The 17,078-nt window shown below is 69.9% G+C and carries 19 protein-coding genes, 1 pseudogene and 1 riboswitch; of the genes and pseudogenes, 12 read left to right on the top strand and 8 right to left on the bottom strand.

Annotated features, from left to right (window positions below; all coding sequences use genetic code 11):
- Nucleotides 1–72 precede the first annotated feature (72 nt).
- Both QJS31_RS14255 and QJS31_RS14260 read left to right on the top strand, forming a co-directional pair.
- Nucleotides 73–696 (top strand): carbonic anhydrase, encoded by a 624-nt coding sequence (locus QJS31_RS14255; RefSeq protein WP_143983062.1) that lies wholly within the window; start codon nt 73–75, stop codon nt 694–696.
- Nucleotides 697–849: 153 nt separating this feature from the next.
- Entirely contained in the window at nt 850–1,509 is a 660-nt protein-coding gene (locus tag QJS31_RS14260; RefSeq protein WP_029925258.1) for a DUF4232 domain-containing protein, read from the top strand.
- A 117-nt stretch (nt 1,510–1,626) separates the two neighbouring features.
- Here QJS31_RS14260 and disA read toward each other — a convergent pair whose 3' ends face one another.
- The 3 genes from disA to QJS31_RS14275 all read right to left on the bottom strand — a co-directional run bounded on the left by disA (nt 1,627) and on the right by QJS31_RS14275 (nt 5,005).
- Complete coding sequence (gene disA / locus QJS31_RS14265) at nt 1,627–2,784, bottom strand: DNA integrity scanning diadenylate cyclase DisA (RefSeq protein ID WP_306356909.1); 1,158 nt, start codon at nt 2,782–2,784, stop codon at nt 1,627–1,629.
- Nucleotides 2,784–4,184: a DNA repair protein RadA gene (gene radA / locus QJS31_RS14270; RefSeq protein WP_306356910.1), complete on the bottom strand. Its 1,401-nt coding sequence runs from the start codon at nt 4,182–4,184 to the stop codon at nt 2,784–2,786. The genes disA and radA overlap by 1 nt, the downstream gene beginning before the upstream one ends.
- A gap of 146 nt (nt 4,185–4,330) precedes the next feature.
- On the bottom strand, nt 4,331–5,005 hold the full coding sequence (locus tag QJS31_RS14275) for a hypothetical protein (protein WP_306356911.1): 675 nt from the start codon (nt 5,003–5,005) through the stop codon (nt 4,331–4,333).
- Between the two features lie 328 nt (nt 5,006–5,333).
- Between QJS31_RS14275 and carD the strand changes: the two genes are divergently transcribed.
- From carD to QJS31_RS14305, 6 genes and pseudogenes are all read left to right on the top strand, one after another.
- Nucleotides 5,334–5,822 (top strand): RNA polymerase-binding transcription factor CarD, encoded by a 489-nt coding sequence (carD, locus tag QJS31_RS14280; protein ID WP_019931623.1) that lies wholly within the window; start codon nt 5,334–5,336, stop codon nt 5,820–5,822.
- Nucleotides 5,823–5,824: 2 nt separating this feature from the next.
- Nucleotides 5,825–6,499: pseudogene (ispD, locus tag QJS31_RS14285) on the top strand (2-C-methyl-D-erythritol 4-phosphate cytidylyltransferase); the annotation flags it as partial.
- Between the two features lie 161 nt (nt 6,500–6,660).
- Nucleotides 6,661–7,125 carry a 2-C-methyl-D-erythritol 2,4-cyclodiphosphate synthase gene (gene ispF, locus QJS31_RS14290; protein ID WP_282780760.1) on the top strand — a complete coding sequence of 155 codons (465 nt, stop codon included), beginning with the start codon at nt 6,661–6,663 and terminating at the stop codon, nt 7,123–7,125.
- A gap of 172 nt (nt 7,126–7,297) precedes the next feature.
- On the top strand, nt 7,298–8,698 hold the full coding sequence (gene cysS / locus QJS31_RS14295; protein WP_306356912.1) for a cysteine--tRNA ligase: 1,401 nt from the start codon (nt 7,298–7,300) through the stop codon (nt 8,696–8,698).
- Between the two features lie 253 nt (nt 8,699–8,951).
- The gene (gene rlmB, locus QJS31_RS14300) at nt 8,952–9,923 is read left to right on the top strand and encodes a 23S rRNA (guanosine(2251)-2'-O)-methyltransferase RlmB (protein ID WP_282780732.1); all 972 of its coding nucleotides are present in this window, start codon (nt 8,952–8,954) and stop codon (nt 9,921–9,923) included.
- 590 nt (nt 9,924–10,513) lie between these two features.
- Entirely contained in the window at nt 10,514–10,792 is a 279-nt protein-coding gene (locus QJS31_RS14305; RefSeq protein WP_029925243.1) for a hypothetical protein, read from the top strand.
- A gap of 19 nt (nt 10,793–10,811) precedes the next feature.
- Here QJS31_RS14305 and QJS31_RS14310 read toward each other — a convergent pair whose 3' ends face one another.
- The 4 genes from QJS31_RS14310 to QJS31_RS14325 form a co-directional block, all read right to left on the bottom strand.
- Complete coding sequence (locus tag QJS31_RS14310; RefSeq protein ID WP_282780734.1) at nt 10,812–11,630, bottom strand: enoyl-CoA hydratase/isomerase family protein; 819 nt, start codon at nt 11,628–11,630, stop codon at nt 10,812–10,814.
- Nucleotides 11,631–11,689: 59 nt separating this feature from the next.
- A complete protein-coding gene (locus QJS31_RS14315; RefSeq protein WP_306356913.1) occupies nt 11,690–12,859 on the bottom strand; it encodes an acyl-CoA dehydrogenase family protein in 1,170 nt (389 codons plus the stop codon).
- A 188-nt stretch (nt 12,860–13,047) separates the two neighbouring features.
- Entirely contained in the window at nt 13,048–13,230 is a 183-nt protein-coding gene (locus tag QJS31_RS14320; protein ID WP_306356914.1) for a hypothetical protein, read from the bottom strand.
- 22 nt (nt 13,231–13,252) lie between these two features.
- Entirely contained in the window at nt 13,253–14,008 is a 756-nt protein-coding gene (locus QJS31_RS14325; RefSeq protein ID WP_306356915.1) for an alpha/beta fold hydrolase, read from the bottom strand.
- Between the two features lie 195 nt (nt 14,009–14,203).
- Here QJS31_RS14325 and QJS31_RS14330 point away from each other — a divergent pair, with 195 nt between their 5' ends.
- The 3 genes from QJS31_RS14330 to QJS31_RS14340 all read left to right on the top strand — a co-directional run bounded on the left by QJS31_RS14330 (nt 14,204) and on the right by QJS31_RS14340 (nt 15,674).
- The gene (locus QJS31_RS14330) at nt 14,204–14,515 is read left to right on the top strand and encodes an antibiotic biosynthesis monooxygenase (RefSeq protein WP_029925234.1); all 312 of its coding nucleotides are present in this window, start codon (nt 14,204–14,206) and stop codon (nt 14,513–14,515) included.
- A 73-nt stretch (nt 14,516–14,588) separates the two neighbouring features.
- A riboswitch (cobalamin riboswitch) is annotated at nt 14,589–14,664 on the top strand.
- 57 nt (nt 14,665–14,721) lie between these two features.
- Nucleotides 14,722–14,916, top strand: coding sequence for a CbtB-domain containing protein (locus QJS31_RS14335; RefSeq protein ID WP_029925233.1), 195 nt, complete (start codon nt 14,722–14,724; stop codon nt 14,914–14,916).
- Entirely contained in the window at nt 14,907–15,674 is a 768-nt protein-coding gene (locus tag QJS31_RS14340) for a CbtA family protein (RefSeq protein ID WP_282780743.1), read from the top strand. Before QJS31_RS14335 ends, QJS31_RS14340 begins: the two co-directional genes overlap by 10 nt.
- 81 nt (nt 15,675–15,755) lie before the next feature.
- Here QJS31_RS14340 and QJS31_RS14345 read toward each other — a convergent pair whose 3' ends face one another.
- Nucleotides 15,756–16,199, bottom strand: coding sequence for an OsmC family peroxiredoxin (locus QJS31_RS14345; RefSeq protein WP_282780744.1), 444 nt, complete (start codon nt 16,197–16,199; stop codon nt 15,756–15,758).
- Nucleotides 16,200–16,825: 626 nt separating this feature from the next.
- Between QJS31_RS14345 and QJS31_RS14350 the strand changes: the two genes are divergently transcribed.
- A complete protein-coding gene (locus QJS31_RS14350) occupies nt 16,826–17,053 on the top strand; it encodes a hypothetical protein (RefSeq protein WP_282780746.1) in 228 nt (75 codons plus the stop codon).
- The last annotated feature ends 25 nt before the right edge of the window (nt 17,054–17,078 follow it).

Below are 17,078 nucleotides of genomic sequence, written 5' to 3' on the forward strand. Positions count from 1 at the left end.
GCAAGGGGGTGTTTGCCGCGCCGTAACGTAGCGGACTCGCCGGTAACCCATGCGATGTGGAGAATGGGACACATGCCGCAATCCAATCCGATCAGTGCCTGGAAAGCCCTGCGCGAGGGCAATGAGCGTTTCGTGAACGGCAATCTGCTGCACCCCAGCCAGGGAGCCGCCGATCGCGCCAAGCTGGTTGCCGGGCAACACCCGCAGGCCATCCTGTTCGGCTGCGGTGACTCCCGCGTGGCCGCCGAGATCATCTTCGACCAGGGCCTGGGCGATATGTTCGTGGTCCGCACGGCCGGACACGTGGTGGACAGCTCGGTGCTCGGGTCCATCGAGTACGGCGTGCAGGTGCTGAACGTCCCGCTCATCGTGGTGCTCGGCCACGACAGCTGCGGCGCGGTGCGCGCCACCATCGACGCCCTCGACAACGGCAATGTGCCCGGCGGCTTCATCCGCAGCGTGGTCGAGCGGGTCACGCCGTCCATCCTGCTGGGCCGCCGCGAGGGGTTGGAGACGGTGGACGACCTGGAGGCGCGGCACGTCGAGGAGACCGCGCGCCTGCTCATGCAGCGGTCCATGGTCATCTCGCAGCGGGTGGCCGCCGGTGAGTGCGCCATCGCGTGCGTCACCTACAAGCTCGGCGAAGGACAGATCACGCTGCGCCGGGTGATCGGCAATATCGGCGAGGTCGTCTAGCCGCCGGAACGGACGTTCGGCGCAGGTGGGGACCCCGCGAGCTGGTCGGGTGTCCGAAGGGGCTGAAATCTACCCGGCCCCAGGGGCTTTTCCCCACCGACACGCCGCGACCCTGAGCCGGATGCACCCAACTGTGCCCTTACCGTAGTTGCCGTGCTGGAACCGAATGGACCACTGCCGCCGGAAATCTACTGGCGTCGCCGACTGCTCGCGATCGGCGCGCTGGTAGTCGCCCTCGCACTGGTGCTCTGGCTGGCCTTCGCGCTACTGCGCGGCGACGGCGACGACAGCTCCGCCGCCGCGGACACCACCACGGCCGCCACCAACAAGGCGGCCGGAAGTTCCTCCGACACATCGGAGTCGGATTCGGCGCAGTCCCAGGCCAATGCCACCGCCGAGGCCGGGCCCGCGGCACAGGGCAAGCAGTGCCCGGACCAGTCCCTCGCGGTGAAGGTGAGCGTCGGCGCGCCCACCTACAAGGCGGGTGAGCAGCCGGTCTTCGGCATCGTCATCACCAATATCTCCAGCGAGGCCTGTGAGCGCGATATGGGTTCGGGGTTGCAGGAGGTCGCGGTGACCTCGCTGGACGGCCAGCGCCGCATGTGGGCCAGCACCGACTGCTACCCGGAGGGCACCCCCGACGTGCGCACCCTGCAGCCCGGTCAGCAGGCCGCCTTCACCGTCACCTGGTCGGGCTCCACCTCCCAGCCCAATTGCGCGGGCGAGCGCGTGCCGGTTCCGCCGGGGCCCTACAGCGTTGTGGCGCAACTCGGTTCGGTCACCAGCTCCCCGGAGCCGTTCAATATCACCTGAGCGATCACCCGAGCGCGGGAGACCGGGCCGCCACCATCACGTGAGCGCGAGACTCGGACCCGCCACCATCACCTGAGCGCCGAGACCGGCCTGCCACCACGGCGACCGCCACCGGGTTCAGCAGTCGCCGCCAGCGGCGTGCCGGGACAGGCCCTCGCGGATACGGCGGGCGGTGGCGGGGGTGACGCCGTCCACGGCTTCCAGATCGGCCTGGGTGGCGTCCAATAGTCCGCGCAGGCCGCCGAAGGCGTCCACGAGCGGCTCCACCCGCCGGAACGGGACCCGGGGTATCTCGGCCAGCAGTCGATAGCCGCGCGGCCCCACCGGTGTGTCCAGGGCCTCCAGGGTGGCCGGATAGCCCAGCGGCGGAGCCAGATCCGCCAGCACGAGCAGTTCCGGCTCGCCGAGCGCGTCCAGTCGCGCCAGCGCGCGGTCGATGCGGGGCTCCCCGGCTCGCTCCGCCACCAGGTAGTCGCGGACGAGCAGTCGCCGCAACTGCGCGGTGTCGGCCACCAGTTCGGTCAGTTGCAGGGCGAGCTGACGGCCGTCGACGCCGAGTTCGGCGACCGCCTGGTCGATCTCGCCCGCAGTTCGGCGCATGAGCTCGAGGCAGTGCAGCACGGTGAGCACATCGCGCAGGGTGGCGAAGTCCTCGATCTCCAGCGCGGACAGCCGCCGGGTCACCTCGTCCAAGCGGGCCCGGTAGCGCTGCAGGGTTGCCATGGCCTGATTGGCGCGCGACAGAATGAGCGGCGAATCCTCCACCAGATACCGGTCACCGTGCGCGTACACGGTCACCAGGCCGGTGGAGCGGCTCACCGACACCACCGGATATCCGGTGTGCGCGGCGGCGCGTTCGGCCGCCTTGTGCCGGGTGCCGGATTCGACGGTCGGCAGCGCCGGATCGGGCACCAAATGCACATTGGCGCGCACAATTCGCGTGCCGTCGGTGGAAAGCACCACCGCCCCATCCATTTTCGACAATTCCCGCAGCCGGGTCGGCGCGAATTCGACATCCAATTCGAATCCGCCGTCGCAGATGCGCTCCACCCGATCGTCGTAACCGAGCACGATCAATCCACCGGTGCGGCCCCGCAGAATTCGATCGATCCCGTCGCGCAATTGCGTGCCGGGCACGAATCGCGAGAGCACGTCGCGGCGCGCGTTCGTGGAATTGTCCCGCGCCGCACCGTCATTCGCGCTCGCTGCCGAACCGTCCCCGGCCGCAGCGGAATTCGAGCGGCCGAGCAGCCCGCTCACCCACCGCCCGGCCATCAGTCGCCGACCGCCTCGACCGGCGCCTTCGCCCGACGGCGGCGTAGTCCGCTGGCGGCGATGGCCGCCCCCAGGTCCGAGACCTCGCGCAGGGTCATGGTGCGTCCGGCGCGGTCCACCCCCGGCGGCACCAGCGCCTCGGTGAAGCCGAGCCGTTCGGCTTCGGCCAGCCGCCTGGTCAGCCCGGCCACCCGGCGCACCTCCCCCGCCAGGCCGACCTCGCCGAGAATCACCATGCCGGGCCGCAGCGCCCGATCCTGGTGCGCGCTCACGATGGCCAGGGCCACCGCCAGATCCGCGGCCGGTTCGGCCAGCCGCATACCGCCGACGGTGGCGGCGTACACATCCTGCTTGCCCACGTAGAGGCCGCAGCGGCTCTGGAGTACGGCCAGCACCATGGCGACCCGGTTGTAGTCGAGCCCGCTCACCGCGCGGCGCGGCGCGGGCACCTGGGTGTCCACGGTCAGGCCCTGCACCTCGCCCAGCATGGGGCGCTTGCCGTCCATGGCCACCGTGACCGCGGTACCGGGCACCGCCACGCCCCGGTGGTGCAGGAACAGCCCGGACGGGTCGTCCACGCAGGCGATGCCGCTCTCGCGCATCTCGAAGCAGCCCACCTCGTCGGTGGAGCCGAAACGGTTCTTGATGCCGCGCACCATGCGCAGGGTGGAGTGCTTGTCGCCCTCGAACTGCAGCACCACGTCCACCAGGTGCTCGAGCGTGCGCGGACCAGCCACCGCACCGTCCTTGGTGACGTGGCCGACCAGCAGCACGGCGATGCCGCTGGCCTTGGCCATCGAGGTGAGCGCGGCCGTCACCGCCTTGACCTGGGTGACGCCGCCCATGACGCCGTCGGCGTCGGCGGCCAGCATGGTCTGCACCGAATCGACCACCAGCAGTGTGGGTTTCACCTGATCCACGTGGCCGAAGATGGTGGCGAGATCGGATTCGGCGGCGAGGTAGACCCGTTCGTGCACGGCATCGGTGCGGTCGGCGCGCAGGCGCACCTGTCCGGCGGACTCCTCCGCGGTCACGTACAGCGACTTCTCGTCACGCTGCCGCGCCCAGCGGTGCGCCACCTCGAGCAGCAGCGTGGACTTGCCCACCCCGGGCTCACCCGACAGCAGCACCACCGAACCGGGCACGATGCCCCCGCCCAACACCCGGTCCAGCTCCGACACGCCCGTGGAGCGGGCCCGCGTCGTCTTGGAATCGATACTGGAGATCGGCGCGGCCGCGGTGCTCGGCAGCATGGCCCGGCGACCCACGGTCGCGGCCGTCGAGGTCGCGGCGACCTCGTCGATGGTGCCCCAGCCGCCGCACTCCGGACACCGGCCCACCCACTTGGCGACCTCGTGCTGGCAGGAGGAGCAGCGGTACAGCGTTTTCACCTTGGCCACGCGGGCAGCCTAATAACGCGCCCCGACAGTCCCGCCTCCGCCGCGCCAGTTCCCGGTCCGCCCGCGACGGCCCGCATCCATCTCGTACGAACGCGACGGCCGGTCCGCACCAGGTGCGGACCGGCCGATGACAGCGCTGGGCCGGGTCAGTGGCCGCCGCCTCCGCCGCCCTCGCCCGAACGCGACTTGTCGGTGACGGCGCGCTCCAGCTCGACGCCCGCGTCGACCGGAACGTTCACCAGGACGGTGCCGTTCTCCTTGAAGTTGAAGCGCACCGGGTAGGTGAGGCCCGCGGTGACGTCCTGCTGGAGTCCGGTGATCTCGATCTTCAGCGGGTCGGCGGCCGGGTCGGCGACCTCGTCGGCGGGCGCGTCGGCGGCGGGCGCGCCGTGCGCGTCGTCGGAGTGCGCGGGATCGGCGTGCGAGTCACCGGCGCCGGCGGCCTCGCCCGCGACCACGGTCGACTGCGGGCCGAGTTCCACCGTGCCGTCGATCTGGACGGTGCCCAGGTCGGGGGCCTCGATGCTGACCAGGGTGTCGCTCTGGTGCTCGCCGAGGTTGATGGCGCTGAACGCCAGCAGCGCCTTGCCGCCCTTGGCGTTGTCGTACTCCGCCGACTGCGGCAGCAGGATCCGCACATCGCGCAGCGCGATCTTGCCGACGTCGGCGCTGTTGCCGTTGACGGCGGCGACCTGATCCGCCGTCTGCGAGATCTGGCCGGCGCTGCAGCCCGTCAACGCGAGCGCCGCGCCCGCAGCGAGTGCGATCAGTGTCGCGGCACGCCGCGGTTTCGACGCTGTGGTGGCTTTCAGGGCAGTCACGGGTTGTCCTCCATGTCGACCGGGCTCACTCCACTATGGAGAGTAGTAGTCAAAGAGAGTAGTGGGCGACTTCCGGAGCTGTGCGCGGGGGCGGTGTCGTACATCGCGCGCGGTTCGCTCACACGCGGATGCGGAATTGCGTGATGCGCCAAGGGATGAACGCGCGAACGCATGTGGCCGGTATCTCCTTATGGCACAACGCAGATGCACACTCAATCGGTTCTGTCAACCCCCGCCGCCGCCTAGTTGTGGCCCTGACCTGCATCGTTGATCGCGCCGTTACCGAGTCGCATGTTAAACTGTGAACATCGAAAGGGGCACGGGACACATGATTTTTAAGGTCGGAGACACCGTCGTTTACCCCCACCACGGAGCGGCGCTGATCGAAGCTATCGAAACTCGCACCATCAAGGGTGTGCAGAAGGAGTATCTGGTCCTGAAGGTCGCACAGGGCGACCTCACCGTTCGGGTTCCCGCCGAGAACGCTGAATATGTCGGCGTTCGCGACGTGGTCGGTCAGGAAGGCCTCGATCGAGTCTTCCAGGTGTTGCGCGCTCCGCACACCGAAGAGCCGACCAACTGGTCTCGCCGCTACAAGGCCAACCTCGAGAAGCTCGCCTCCGGCGATGTGAACAAGGTTGCCGAGGTCGTTCGCGATCTGTGGCGTCGGGAGCAGGACCGCGGCCTCTCCGCTGGCGAGAAGCGGATGCTGGCCAAGGCCCGTCAGATCCTTGTCGGTGAATTGGCTCTCGCCGAGGGCACCGACGATGTCAAGGCCGAGACCCTGCTCGACGAGGTTCTCGCGGCGGCCTCCTGACAGTGAATACATCGCGCGACGGCCTTCGTGTCGTGGCGTTGGTGCCTGCCGCCGGCATGGGCGTTCGCCTCGGGGAATCACTCCCCAAGGCTTTCGTTCCGGTCGGCGGCAGTCCCATGCTCCGACTCGCCGTAGACGGTCTCATCGCCTCCGCGGTGGTGGACCACGTCGTGGTGATGGTCCCCGCCGAGCTGGTCGATGACGCTCGCCGACTGCTGCCCGCCTCGGGCGCGGTGGCGGTGAGCGTCGTGGTCGGTGGGGCCGAACGCACCGATTCCGTCCGGGCCGGCCTCGCGGCCGCGCTGGACGCCACCCATGTGCTCGTCCACGACGCGGCCCGTGCCCTCACGCCGCCGTCGCTGATCGCCCGCGTGGTGGCCGAACTGCGGGCGGGGCGACGGGCCGTGGTGCCCGCACTGCCGGTGTCCGACACGATCAAGTCGGTGGACGCGGCCGGAGAGGTGACCGGAACGCCGGATCGTTCCGCGCTGCGCGCGATCCAGACGCCGCAGGGCTTCGACGCGGCCCTGCTGCGCGACGCGTACGCGGGCGACACCCGGGCGACCGATGACGCCGGACTGGTGGAATTGCTGGGCGCGACCGTGCATACCGTGCCGGGCGACCCGCTGGCTTTCAAGATCACCACTCCCCTGGATCTCACGCTCGCCGATACCCTCGCGGCTCGGCTGCGCGCGACACGCCAGGATGGCCTTGGCCACAGAAGCCCCCTTGACATCCCTGCCAGCCCCCTTGACGTTGCGCGCGGCGCGGCCGACACACCGGGCGATCGGTCGGAATCTTCCTCCGCGACGGTGCCGCGATGATCGATCCGACCGCCATGCGCGTGGGCATCGGCTCCGACGTGCACCCCATCGAACCCGGCCGCCCCTGCTGGATCGCCGGACTGCTCTTCGACGGCGACAGCGGCTGCGCCGGACACTCCGACGGCGATGTGGCCGCGCACGCGCTGTGCGACGCCCTGCTGTCGGCCGCCGGGCTCGGCGACGTGGGCGCGGTCTTCGGCGTCGGACGCCCCGAATGGGAGGGCGTCACCGGCGCGGCCATGCTGAAGGAGGTGCGGCGGCTGCTCGACGAGGCGGGCTACGGCATCGTCAACGCGGCCGTACAGGTCATCGGCAACCGGCCCAAGATCGGGCCGCGCCGCACGGAAGCGCAACAGGTGCTCGGCGATCTGCTCGGCGCGCCGGTATCGGTGTCCGGGACCACCACCGACGGTCTGGGACTGACCGGACGCGGTGAGGGGATCGCCGCCGTCGCCACCGCCATGCTCTGTCGCCCCTGACGCTCGCCGCCGCCGGCTGTCGCCCTGACGTTGTTCGTGCCGCGGCTTTCGCCCGGAAAACCGCTCCCGCCGCGCCGCCGTCGGTGACCCGCACGGACCGTGCGATCACCGCCGAACGCCACCCCCGCTCCGCCCGTAATCCGCATCAATCCACAAGCTAGGATGCCTTGTCGTGACTCTGCGCCTGTTCGACACCGAGACGCGGACCCTGCGTGACTTCACGCCGCTGGTCCCCGGCCATGCCTCGGTGTACCTGTGTGGCGCGACTGTGCAGGGTGAACCCCACATCGGCCATCTACGCAGCAATGTCGCCTTCGACGTGCTGCGGCGCTGGCTCACCGCCAATGGTTTCGATGTGGCCTTCATTCGCAATGTCACCGATATCGACGACAAGATCCTGACCAAGGCCGCCGAGGCCGGGCGGCCGTGGTGGGAGTGGGCCGCCACCTACGAGCGGGCCTTCGACAGCGCCTACGCCGCGCTCAATGTGCTGCCGCCGTCGGCGGAACCGCGGGCCACCGGGCACATCACCCAGATGGTCGAGCTCATGCAGCGGCTCATCGCGCGCGGGCACGCGTACGCCTCCGAGGGCAATGTCTACTTCGACGTCCTGAGCTTCCCCGAGTACGGGCGGCTGTCCGGGCACAAGCTCGACGATGTGCACCAGGGCGAGAGCGCCGGGACCGGCAAGCGGGACCCGCGTGACTTCACGCTGTGGAAGGCCGCCAAGCCGGGCGAGCCGAGCTGGCCGTCGCCGTGGGGGCCGGGGCGGCCGGGCTGGCATCTGGAATGCTCCGCCATGGCCGGGTACTACCTCGGGGGTGAATTCGACATCCATTGCGGTGGAATGGATCTCGTTTTCCCGCACCACGAGAACGAGATCGCCCAGTCACGGGCGGCCGGGGACGGTTTCGCCCGCTACTGGTTGCACAACCACTGGGTGACCATGGGCGGCGAGAAGATGTCCAAGTCACTGGGCAATACGCTGACCGTGGCCAAGGTGCTCGAACGGGTGGGCGTGCGGGCCGTGGAGCTGCGCTACTACCTGGGCAGTGCGCAGTATCGGTCGGTGCTGGAGTACTCCGATCAGGCGCTCGCCGAGGCCGCCGCCGGATACCGGCGCATCGAGTCGCTCATCCAGCGCGTGACCGAGCGGGCCGGCGAGGTGCCGGTCGGCATCTGGACCGCCGGATTCGCCGACGCGCTGAACGACGACCTGGCGGTGCCCAAGGCCCTCGCGGAGATCCACCGCCTGGTGCACGACGGCAACAAGATGCTCGACTCCGGGGATCTCGGCGCGGCGCGCGAGATCGCCGGCCGGCTGCGGGCCATGCTCGACGTCCTCGGCGTGGATCCGCTCGATCCGCACTGGGCCGCGCCCACCGACGACACCACCGCGCTCGCCGCGCTCGACGTGCTGATCGGCGCGGAGCTGCGCCGGCGGCAGGAGGCGCGGGCCGCCAAGGACTGGGCCACCGCCGACGCGGTGCGCGACCGGCTGGAGGCCGCGGGCGTGCAGGTCACCGACACACCCGACGGGCCGGAGTGGTCGCTCGCCGAGAAGGAACGGTGAGCGACGAACCGGCGGCCGACCGCGTGCGGCCCCGGTAGGTGCGGCCGTACCGTGCGACGAGTCGGCCGCCGCTGGCGCGCGGCGGGTGCCGGGTAACCCCACGGAGCCCGGAAGCGGGATGATGGGTGGGGATACGAAGACGAAGGACCCGGTACGGGCTTGCACACGGCAGCCGGGCACAGCGGGACCGCGCCGATGCGGTCGACACGGACGATCGGGCGCGGGAGCACCGCATGAGACGGAAGGCGAAGTGATGGCAGGCAATTCACAGCGGCGCGGCGCGGTCCGCAAAACGGGCTCCAAGAAGGGCGCGGTGGTCGGATCCGGCGGCAAGCGGCGGCGGGGGCTGGAAGGGCGCGGCGCGACCCCGCCCGCGCATATGCGGACCAAGCATCCCGCGGCCAAGCGGGCGGCGGCCGCGGCGAAGGCGGCGCAGGCACAGCAGCCGCGGGGCCGGGGTCCGGCGCGCGGCGGCAAGGGCGACGACGGTCCCGAACTGGTGCTGGGCCGCAACCCGGTGGTGGAGTGCCTGCGGGCCGGTGTCCCGGCCAGCGCCCTGTACGTGGCGCAGGGCACCGAGAACGACGACCGGCTCACCGAGGCGGTGCAGATCGCCGCCGACACCGGCATCTCCATCCTGGAGGTGCCGCGCACCGACCTGGATCGGATGAGCAGCAACGGCATGCACCAGGGCCTGGCCCTGCAGGTGCCGCCGTACCGCTACGCCCACCCGGATGATCTGGTGGACCGGGTCCGCGATTCCGGCGAGCCCGCGCTGCTGGTGGCCCTGGACAATATCTCCGACCCGCGCAATCTGGGCGCGGTGATCCGCTCGGTGGCCGCGTTCGGCGGCCAGGGCGTGGTGATCCCGCAGCGCCGCAGCGCCAGCGTCACGGCCGTGGCCTGGCGCACCAGTGCCGGTGCGGCCGCTCGCCTGCCGGTCGCCCGCGCCACCAATCTCACTCGCACCTTGAAGGATTGGGCCGCGCAGGGCTACCAGATCGTCGGCCTGGACGCGGGCGGCGACACCACCCTCGACGAATTCGACGGCACCGCACCGACGGTCGTGGTGGTCGGCTCCGAGGGCAAGGGGCTGTCGCGGCTGGTGCGCGAGAACTGCGATGCCATCCTGAGCATTCCCATGGCGGGGCCGGTCGAGTCGCTGAACGCCTCCGTCGCCGCGGGCGTCGTCCTCTCCGATATCGCCCGCCAGCGCCGCGGCTGATTCCCATTCCGCGCCCGGCCGAGGCCGCCGCGCATCGGCCGCCCTCGTCGACCGGCGGCTGTCGTCGATGGCGGCTGTCGTTGGCGGCGGCTGGCATTGGCGGCGGCTGTCGTTGGCGGCGGCTGGCATTGGCGGCGGCTGGCATTGACGGCGGCTGGCATTGACGGCGGCTGGCATTGACGGCGGCTGGCATTGACGGCGGCTGTCGTCGATGGCGGCTGGCATTGACGGCGGCTGGCATTGGCGGCCGTCTCGAGCACGCGCCCGTTGCCCCGCAGCCGCCTTCGCGCGCACGCTCGCGCGATGGTCCACCGAGTCCGATTCGGGCGCACTGGCATCCGTTGCCGGAGCATGGAAAGCCATTGTGGGGCAGCACCGTTGGGGCAGCACCGTGTGAGCAGTCAGGTTCGCATTCCGTCCGGCGCGGCTGGCGACGGTGGGATTACGGCCCCGATCTCGCTGGTCTCGGCGATATCCGCACTTGCCGAGCACCGGGCCTCGATACCGGTCGCCCGATCAGTGCCGGGGCGGCGCGCCCGAGACGGCGCGTAAGTCAGCGGTTCCGGGGTCGGCGAACGTAAAATCAGCCGGTGGTCATCCAGAACCAGCCCATCGGACAGCCGGTCGAGCATCCACATGCGACGACGGTGTTGCTGCTCGGGACGCTGAGCGTGTTCTGCTGCGGCGCACTGGGTCCGGTGGCGTGGGCGCTGGGGCGGCGGGCGCTCAACGACATCGAGGCGTCCGGGGGCGCGTTCGGCGGGCGCGTGCAGGTGCTCGTCGGCTACGTGCTGGGGATCATCGGGACCATCCTGATGGTCTTCGTGGCGTTCCTGTTCCTGATGATGCTCATCGGCGGCGGCGACTGACGCCACACCGCCCGATCCGTCAGTCCAGCCGGGGCTGATCGCGGTCGGTGAGCTGGTCGCCGGTATCCCAGGACGGCCATTCGTCGCTCACCGAACCGGACCACTTGGGCTGACGGCGGTCGCGCAACGCGGCGATGCCCTCGCCGCCGTCGGCGGACCGAGCGACGAAACCGTTCAGATCCGTCTCCAGGCGACCCACCGTCTCCGGGGTCATGCCCAGCCCCTCCCACAGCAGACGCTTGGACAGCGCGGTCGGCAGCGGCGCCGATCCGTTCGCGATGTCGTGGGCGACGGCCAGCGCGGTGGGCAGCACCTCGCCGCCGGGCAGGCTGTCGTTGGCCAGGCCGATGGCGGCGGCCTCCTCGCCATCGAAGGTACGGCCGGTGAGCAGGATGTCGGCGGCATGGGCCATACCGATCAGGCGCGGCAGCGTCCAGTGCGCGTAGCCGTCGGCGACCGCGCCGCGACGCACCTGGTTCAGGCCGTACACGGCGTCGCGGGCGACGTAGCGCAGATCGCATTGCAGGGCGATCTCCAGGCCGATGCCCACGGCGTGTCCGTTCACCGCGGCGATCACCGGTTTGCGGATCCGGAACGGCGCGGGATCGATGCTGCCGCTGACCTCACCGACCTTGGCCGACAGGTCCGCGCCCGCGCAGAACGCGGGCGGCGTACCCGTGATGACCACCGCGCCGATGGCGTCCTCGGTATCGCAGCGCCGCAGCGCCGCACCCAGCTCCGCGGCCATGGCGGGGGTGAGCGCATTCTGCTGGGCGGGCCGGTTGAGCGTCAGGACTGCGACCCCGCCCGATACATCGACATGCAGATCCGAACTCATGCAGGGATCCTACGTGGTGGGCATTTGCCTTCGCTGGGCTCCGAACGAGGCTTTCGCCCTCATCGCAGGATCTTGCGGCCGATGGCGTACTTGTGCACCTCGGTGGGGCCGTCGTAGAGGCGGAAGGCGCGCATGTCGCGGAAGATCATCTCCACCACGGTCTCGTCGCTGATGCCGATGCCGCCGAGCACCTGGACGCAGCGGTCGGTGACCTTGAACAGTTCCTCGGAGACGTAGGACTTGGCGATGGAGCTCTCGTGGCGGGCCTTCTCGCCCTGGTCCATGAGCCAGCAGGCGTGCCAGATGGTGAGGCGGCACTGGTGCAGCGCGATCTCGTTGTCCGCCAGCATGAACGACACGCCCTGGTGTTCGCCGATGGGCTTGCCGAAGGCGGTGCGGGTCTTGGCGTAGTCGACGGCGATGGCCTGGGCGCGCTCGGCCGCGCCGAGCCAGCGCATGCAGTGGGTGAGCCGGGCGGGAGCCAGGCGCAGCTGGGCGTAGCGCAGGGCCTGCCCGGTCTCGCCGAGCACGGCGTCCTTGGGTAGCGTCAGATTGTCGAAGCGCACCACCGCGTGGCCGCCGACGTAGTTGCGGTCCATGGTGTTCATGACCCGCTCGATGACGATGCCCGGGGTGTCGCCCTCGGCGAGGAACAGGGTCGGCCCCTCGGGCAGGTAGGGGTTGGCGGCCAGGCGCGCCATGATGATCCAGGTCTTCGCGCCGTCCGCGCCGGTGATCAGCCACTTGGTGCCGTTGACGGTGAAGTTCTCGCCGTCGAAGGTGGCCTCGGTGGCCAGCTGGTTCGGGTCCGAGCCCGCGCCGCCCGGTTCGGTCATGGCGAAGACGGAGCGCTGGTGGCCGTCGATGACCGGCTGCAGGTAGCGCTTGGTCTGCTCGGGGTTGGCGACCTTGGAGAGCAGGAACATATTGCCCTCGTCGGGGGCGGCGCAGTTCATGGCGACCGGGCCGAGCGTCGACCAACCGGCCGCCTCGTAGAGCACCGCCTGCTCGATGTGCGAGAGCCCGCGCCCGCCCAGTTCGACCGGGGCCTGAATGGTGAGCAGTCGCTCGGCCCGAGCCAGCTCCACCAGCTCCTGGCGCAGCTCGTCGGTCGGTCCGTGCGCGGTCAGCCGTGGATCGCGTTCGAAGGGCACGATCTTGTCGATGACGAACTGCCGTACCCGATCGCGTTCGGCGGCGAGCTCGGCAGGAATCGCGAAGTCGATCATCGTTGGTCACCATTCACTCTGGGATGCGTGAGCCGAGCATACGACGACCCTCGCGCCAGACTGAAGGCACCCGCCCGCAGAATGCTCGGCAGCCTGCCTCGCACCATGCTGAGCTGCCGTTGTCTCCACGAAAACCGGTGCTCGGAGATGCTCGCGCGACCCACGCGGGCGGTTGGTGAGCGCGGTGGCTACCGGGCGCGGCGCTCGTACAGCGCACCCGCCGCCACACCGAGCGCCATGCCGACACCGATCCCCAAGGCGAGATTGCCGGTCAGCAGACCGAAGGCCGCGCCCAGGCACAGGCCGAGAGACAATCCGAATGCCGTCCGGGTGCCCTGCGGGCGATTCGCGCCGTCACCGTTCTCGCTCATGTCCCGATTGTCCATGACGTGATCATGATTCGGACGGGTCCAGAACGGCCCGGAGGAAGCGCTCGACCTCGGCGCGGTAGGCGGCGGGCTGATCGTCGTGCACCAGGTGACCGGCGTCGGGGACGACGATGTGGCGGGCGTTCGGGTGGACCGCGGCCATCTCCCGCATCTGGCCCGGCGGCGTGATGGTGTGCTCGCCCTCGATGAGCAGGGCCGGGACCGTGATCGAACGCCACTCGGACCAGAAATCGCGACCGCCCCACTCCTCGGAGATGTCACGGAAGGTGTCGACCGCACCGTGCAGGCGGTAGCCGTCGGGGCCGCGCGTGAAGGAGTTCATGAAGTAGCGACCGGCGACCGGGCCGAAGTGATCGAGCATGGCGGCGGCGTCCGGGAACGGCTGCGGCCAGGCGGCGATCATGGCGGCCCAGTTCGCGGCGGTGCGACCGCGGAAATCGGGGGCGATGTCCTCCACCACGAGCGCGCGTACCCGCTCGGGATGGGTGGCGGCGAAAACCCAGCCGTGCAGCGCGCCCATCGAATGCCCGATGACCACCATGGGCTCGGAAACGGGGGCGGTGGCGGCGGCCAGGTCGGCCACGAACGCCTCGGTGGTGAGCTCCGCCGGTGCCGGACGGCCGTGCCCGGCGGCGTCGAAGGTGTACACGTGCCCGAACTCGCGCAGCCAGTCCAGCTGACCCCGCCAGGTGCGGGCGCTGCCCATCAAACCGTGCAGCAGCAGGATCGGTGCCCCCGTGCCGCCTTCGTCATACAACATCACCGCGACCATACGTGCCCCATCACGACGGTGAGCAAGCGCCGGATCCGACAGCCTGTTTCGCGCGGCGCGGGTAACTCGTCGGGCACGCCCGACACGGATTCGGCACAGGTCGCAGGCACGCGTGTGAAACGGTCGACGGCTCTCAGCCGTGCGCTGAAGACACCGAGAGGTGGACAGGCCTACTCTCGCGGTATGGCAGTCGTGAAGATCAATGCAATCGAGATCCCCGAGGGCGCGGGCCCGGAGCTGGAAAAGCGGTTCGCCGCGCGGGCGCACGCGGTGGAGAACTCACCGGGTTTCCTGGGATTCCAGCTGCTGCGGCCGACCGCCGGGGAGAACCGGTACTTCGTTGTCACGCAGTGGGACTCGGAGGAGTCCTTCGCGGCGTGGCGGGACGGCCCGGCGCGCGAGGCGCATGCGGGCGAGGCACGCAAGCCGGTCGCCACCGGGGCCTCGCTGCTGGAGTTCGAGGTGGTGCTCGATGTGGCGGGCAAGAACGCCTGATCACACCCCCTGTTGACGGTCGGTCGGCGAGGATGCGACAGTTCTGAGTGAACAATGCGATGGTGACGCGTAACCCGGTGTGATTCCGGGGCGGTCGCGCCACTGTAATCCTCGCACCGAGCCTTCGAGGCGGGTGCCGGAGAGCCAGACACCGGCACCGTCGCACCCATCTCGACGGGGACGCGGAATCCCCGAAGGAGGCTCGAATGGCCATCGTCCACTCCCCCGGCCGGGCCGGTGACGCGCTCAACGCGTGGCTCGTCACGGCAGGCGTCGTCCTTCTCGCACTGCTCACGCTGTACCTGGTCGGCTTCGATCAGGGCGCGATCTCCCGCACCGGGATGTTCATGCACGAGCTCATGCACGACGGCCGACACCTGCTGGGCGTCCCATGCCACTGAGCGGTTCCCTGAAGACGCTCCTGCTGCGTGGCCTGCTCGCCGGACTCATCGCGGGTCTGCTGGCGGGCACCGTCGGTTTCCTCATCGGGGAACCCAAGGTGGAGGCGGCCATCGCCATCGAGGAAGCACAGGCGGCACAGCCGCACGGCGACGGGGGCGGCCATGCACACGGCGACGAGGAGGAAGCACTCGTCAGCCGCACCGGCCAGAAGTTCGGACAGTTCCTCGCGCTCGGCCTGGCCGGGATGGCGCTGGGCGCGATCTACGCGGCCGTCGCCAATGTGGCCCGGCGGCATACGAATTCATCGGGCCCGCGACTGGCGCTCGGGCTGGCCGCCGGTGGCTGGCTCGCGATCGTCGCGGTGCCGTTCTTCAAATATCCCGCCAACCCGCCCGCCGTGGGCGATCCGGAGACCATCAACGACCGCACCTGGCTGTGGGTCGCGGTGGTGCTGCTGGGATTCGCGGCCGTCGGTGTCGCCGTGTACGTGTTCGAGCTGCTGCGGGGTCGGCTCGAAACGGTGCGGCTCATCGGCGCGACGGCGGCCTTCGTGGCCATTGTGGCCGTCGGCTATATCGCGCTGCCCGGAGTGAACGAGGTGGCCGACGATTTCCCGGCGTCGCTGCTGTGGGAGTTCCGGGTGGCGTCGCTGTCCGTGACCACCACGCTGTGGGTGGCGCTCGGACTGGCGTTCGCGGCCCTGACCGAATTCGCGAGCCGCGCACAGGTTCGCGAGATCGCCGAGCCCGCCCGGTAATTCGAGGACCGGCGCGGACCGCCGGAAGTACGACCGAGGGGCGGTGTCCGAAGACACCGCCCCTCGACGCGTACGGGCCGTTCAGGCGTCGAACGAGGCGGCCAGTTCGATGGTGTCCACACCGGCGAGCGCCTTGCTCACCGGGCAACCGGCCTTGGCCGCCTCGGCGGCGGCGAGGAAGCCGTCGGCGTCGATGCCCTCGGCCCGGCCGACGACCGTCAGCTTGATATTGGCGATCCGGAAACCGCCCGCCGGATCCGGGCCCAGGGTCACGTCGGCGGTGACGTCCAGGGCCTGCGGGGTGCCGCCGGCCCGGCCGATCTCGGCGGAGAGCGCCATGGCGTAGCAGGACGAGTGCGCGGCGGCGATCAGCTCCTCCGGGCTGGTGGTGCCGTCGGCGCTGTCGGCGGAGCGCTTCGGGAACGACACGTCGTACTTGCCGACGCCGGAGCTGCTCAGCTCGACCTGGCCCGAGCCGTCCTGCAGACCGCCGGTCCAGGCGGTACGCGCGGTACGTGTAGGCATCACTGTCCTTTCAAGATTCGAAGGCTTACGCGTTCGAACCTATACCGCTGTGCCGATTCGTGAGTCGGGGTAGGCGACGATTGTCCCGCTCATTCCGGATTCGTCACCCCTTGTCGGCACGATGCCGCCAATGATGAGCGAGAGTGAAGCAATCGGCTCACGCTGAGCGGATCCTTCCGAATGATCACGCCCAGACCGATCGCGCCCACCGCGCCGCTCCGGTGAAGATGGCGTACGAGGCAGCGCGCCAAGTCCGCGAGCCGGTCGAGATCGGCGCTGCCGTGGGCGAGTACACGGTCGCAGAGTTCGGTCCAGCCTCCCGGATGAACGGCACCGGCTCGGTCGCGAGGTCGCGGCGGTGGTCGCCGACCGGGACTCCCTCACGACGCCGGGGACGACGGGGGTTCCGTGTGCCGCCGACCATGGTGCCGCCACGATTGGGGGCTCGCGGAGAATTCGGTGCTCCTTATAGTTACAGCTCGAGCACGGGCGACGCGGTCCGCGCTTATCAGAGGAACGAGGAGATGTATGAAGCGAATTCTGGCCAGCCCCTCAGGCTGCACTGCTCCACTTCTCTGCTGACCTGACCACGAACCGAATCACGACCTCAAACACCAGGAGTTCGAGTGCACAAGCACCGAGGCGCGCTGGGCGGCCTCTTCATCGGCGCGGCGCTCGCCGCCAGCGTCGCTCTTTCCTCGTCCGCATCCGCCGACGCCGGCGCACCAGTGCCGCCGGAAACGAATCCAGTTGGTACACCGATCAGTTGCGATCCGCACAACTTCAACTTCCTGACCTGCTTGCTGAGCGGTTCCGCTTCGGGGTCCGCGAAGTTACCGGTCGCGGCACACTGAAATTCCTTATTGCCCATTGACAAAC

Origin of the sequence: Nocardia sp. CC213A, assembly GCF_030766805.1 — a bacterium.
In the GTDB taxonomy this organism is placed as follows: domain Bacteria; phylum Actinomycetota; class Actinomycetes; order Mycobacteriales; family Mycobacteriaceae; genus Nocardia; species Nocardia otitidiscaviarum.

Bases quoted from the DNA above. Each gene is read 5' to 3' on its own strand.
- QJS31_RS14320 (WP_306356914.1), bottom strand. From the start codon at position 13,230: ATGAGCGAGAACGGTGACGGCGCGAATCGCCCGCAGGGCACCCGGACG.
- QJS31_RS14335 (WP_029925233.1), top strand. From the start codon at position 14,722: ATGGCCATCGTCCACTCCCCCGGCCGGGCCGGTGACGCGCTCAACGCG.
- rlmB (WP_282780732.1), top strand. From the start codon at position 8,952: ATGGCAGGCAATTCACAGCGGCGCGGCGCGGTCCGCAAAACGGGCTCC.
- carD (WP_019931623.1), top strand. From the start codon at position 5,334: ATGATTTTTAAGGTCGGAGACACCGTCGTTTACCCCCACCACGGAGCG.
- QJS31_RS14315 (WP_306356913.1), bottom strand. From the start codon at position 12,859: ATGATCGACTTCGCGATTCCTGCCGAGCTCGCCGCCGAACGCGATCGG.
- QJS31_RS14330 (WP_029925234.1), top strand. From the start codon at position 14,204: ATGGCAGTCGTGAAGATCAATGCAATCGAGATCCCCGAGGGCGCGGGC.
- QJS31_RS14345 (WP_282780744.1), bottom strand. From the start codon at position 16,199: ATGCCTACACGTACCGCGCGTACCGCCTGGACCGGCGGTCTGCAGGAC.
- QJS31_RS14325 (WP_306356915.1), bottom strand. From the start codon at position 14,008: ATGTTGTATGACGAAGGCGGCACGGGGGCACCGATCCTGCTGCTGCAC.
- QJS31_RS14255 (WP_143983062.1), top strand. From the start codon at position 73: ATGCCGCAATCCAATCCGATCAGTGCCTGGAAAGCCCTGCGCGAGGGC.
- ispF (WP_282780760.1), top strand. From the start codon at position 6,661: ATGCGCGTGGGCATCGGCTCCGACGTGCACCCCATCGAACCCGGCCGC.
- disA (WP_306356909.1), bottom strand. From the start codon at position 2,784: ATGGCCGGGCGGTGGGTGAGCGGGCTGCTCGGCCGCTCGAATTCCGCT.
- QJS31_RS14310 (WP_282780734.1), bottom strand. From the start codon at position 11,630: ATGAGTTCGGATCTGCATGTCGATGTATCGGGCGGGGTCGCAGTCCTG.
- QJS31_RS14340 (WP_282780743.1), top strand. From the start codon at position 14,907: ATGCCACTGAGCGGTTCCCTGAAGACGCTCCTGCTGCGTGGCCTGCTC.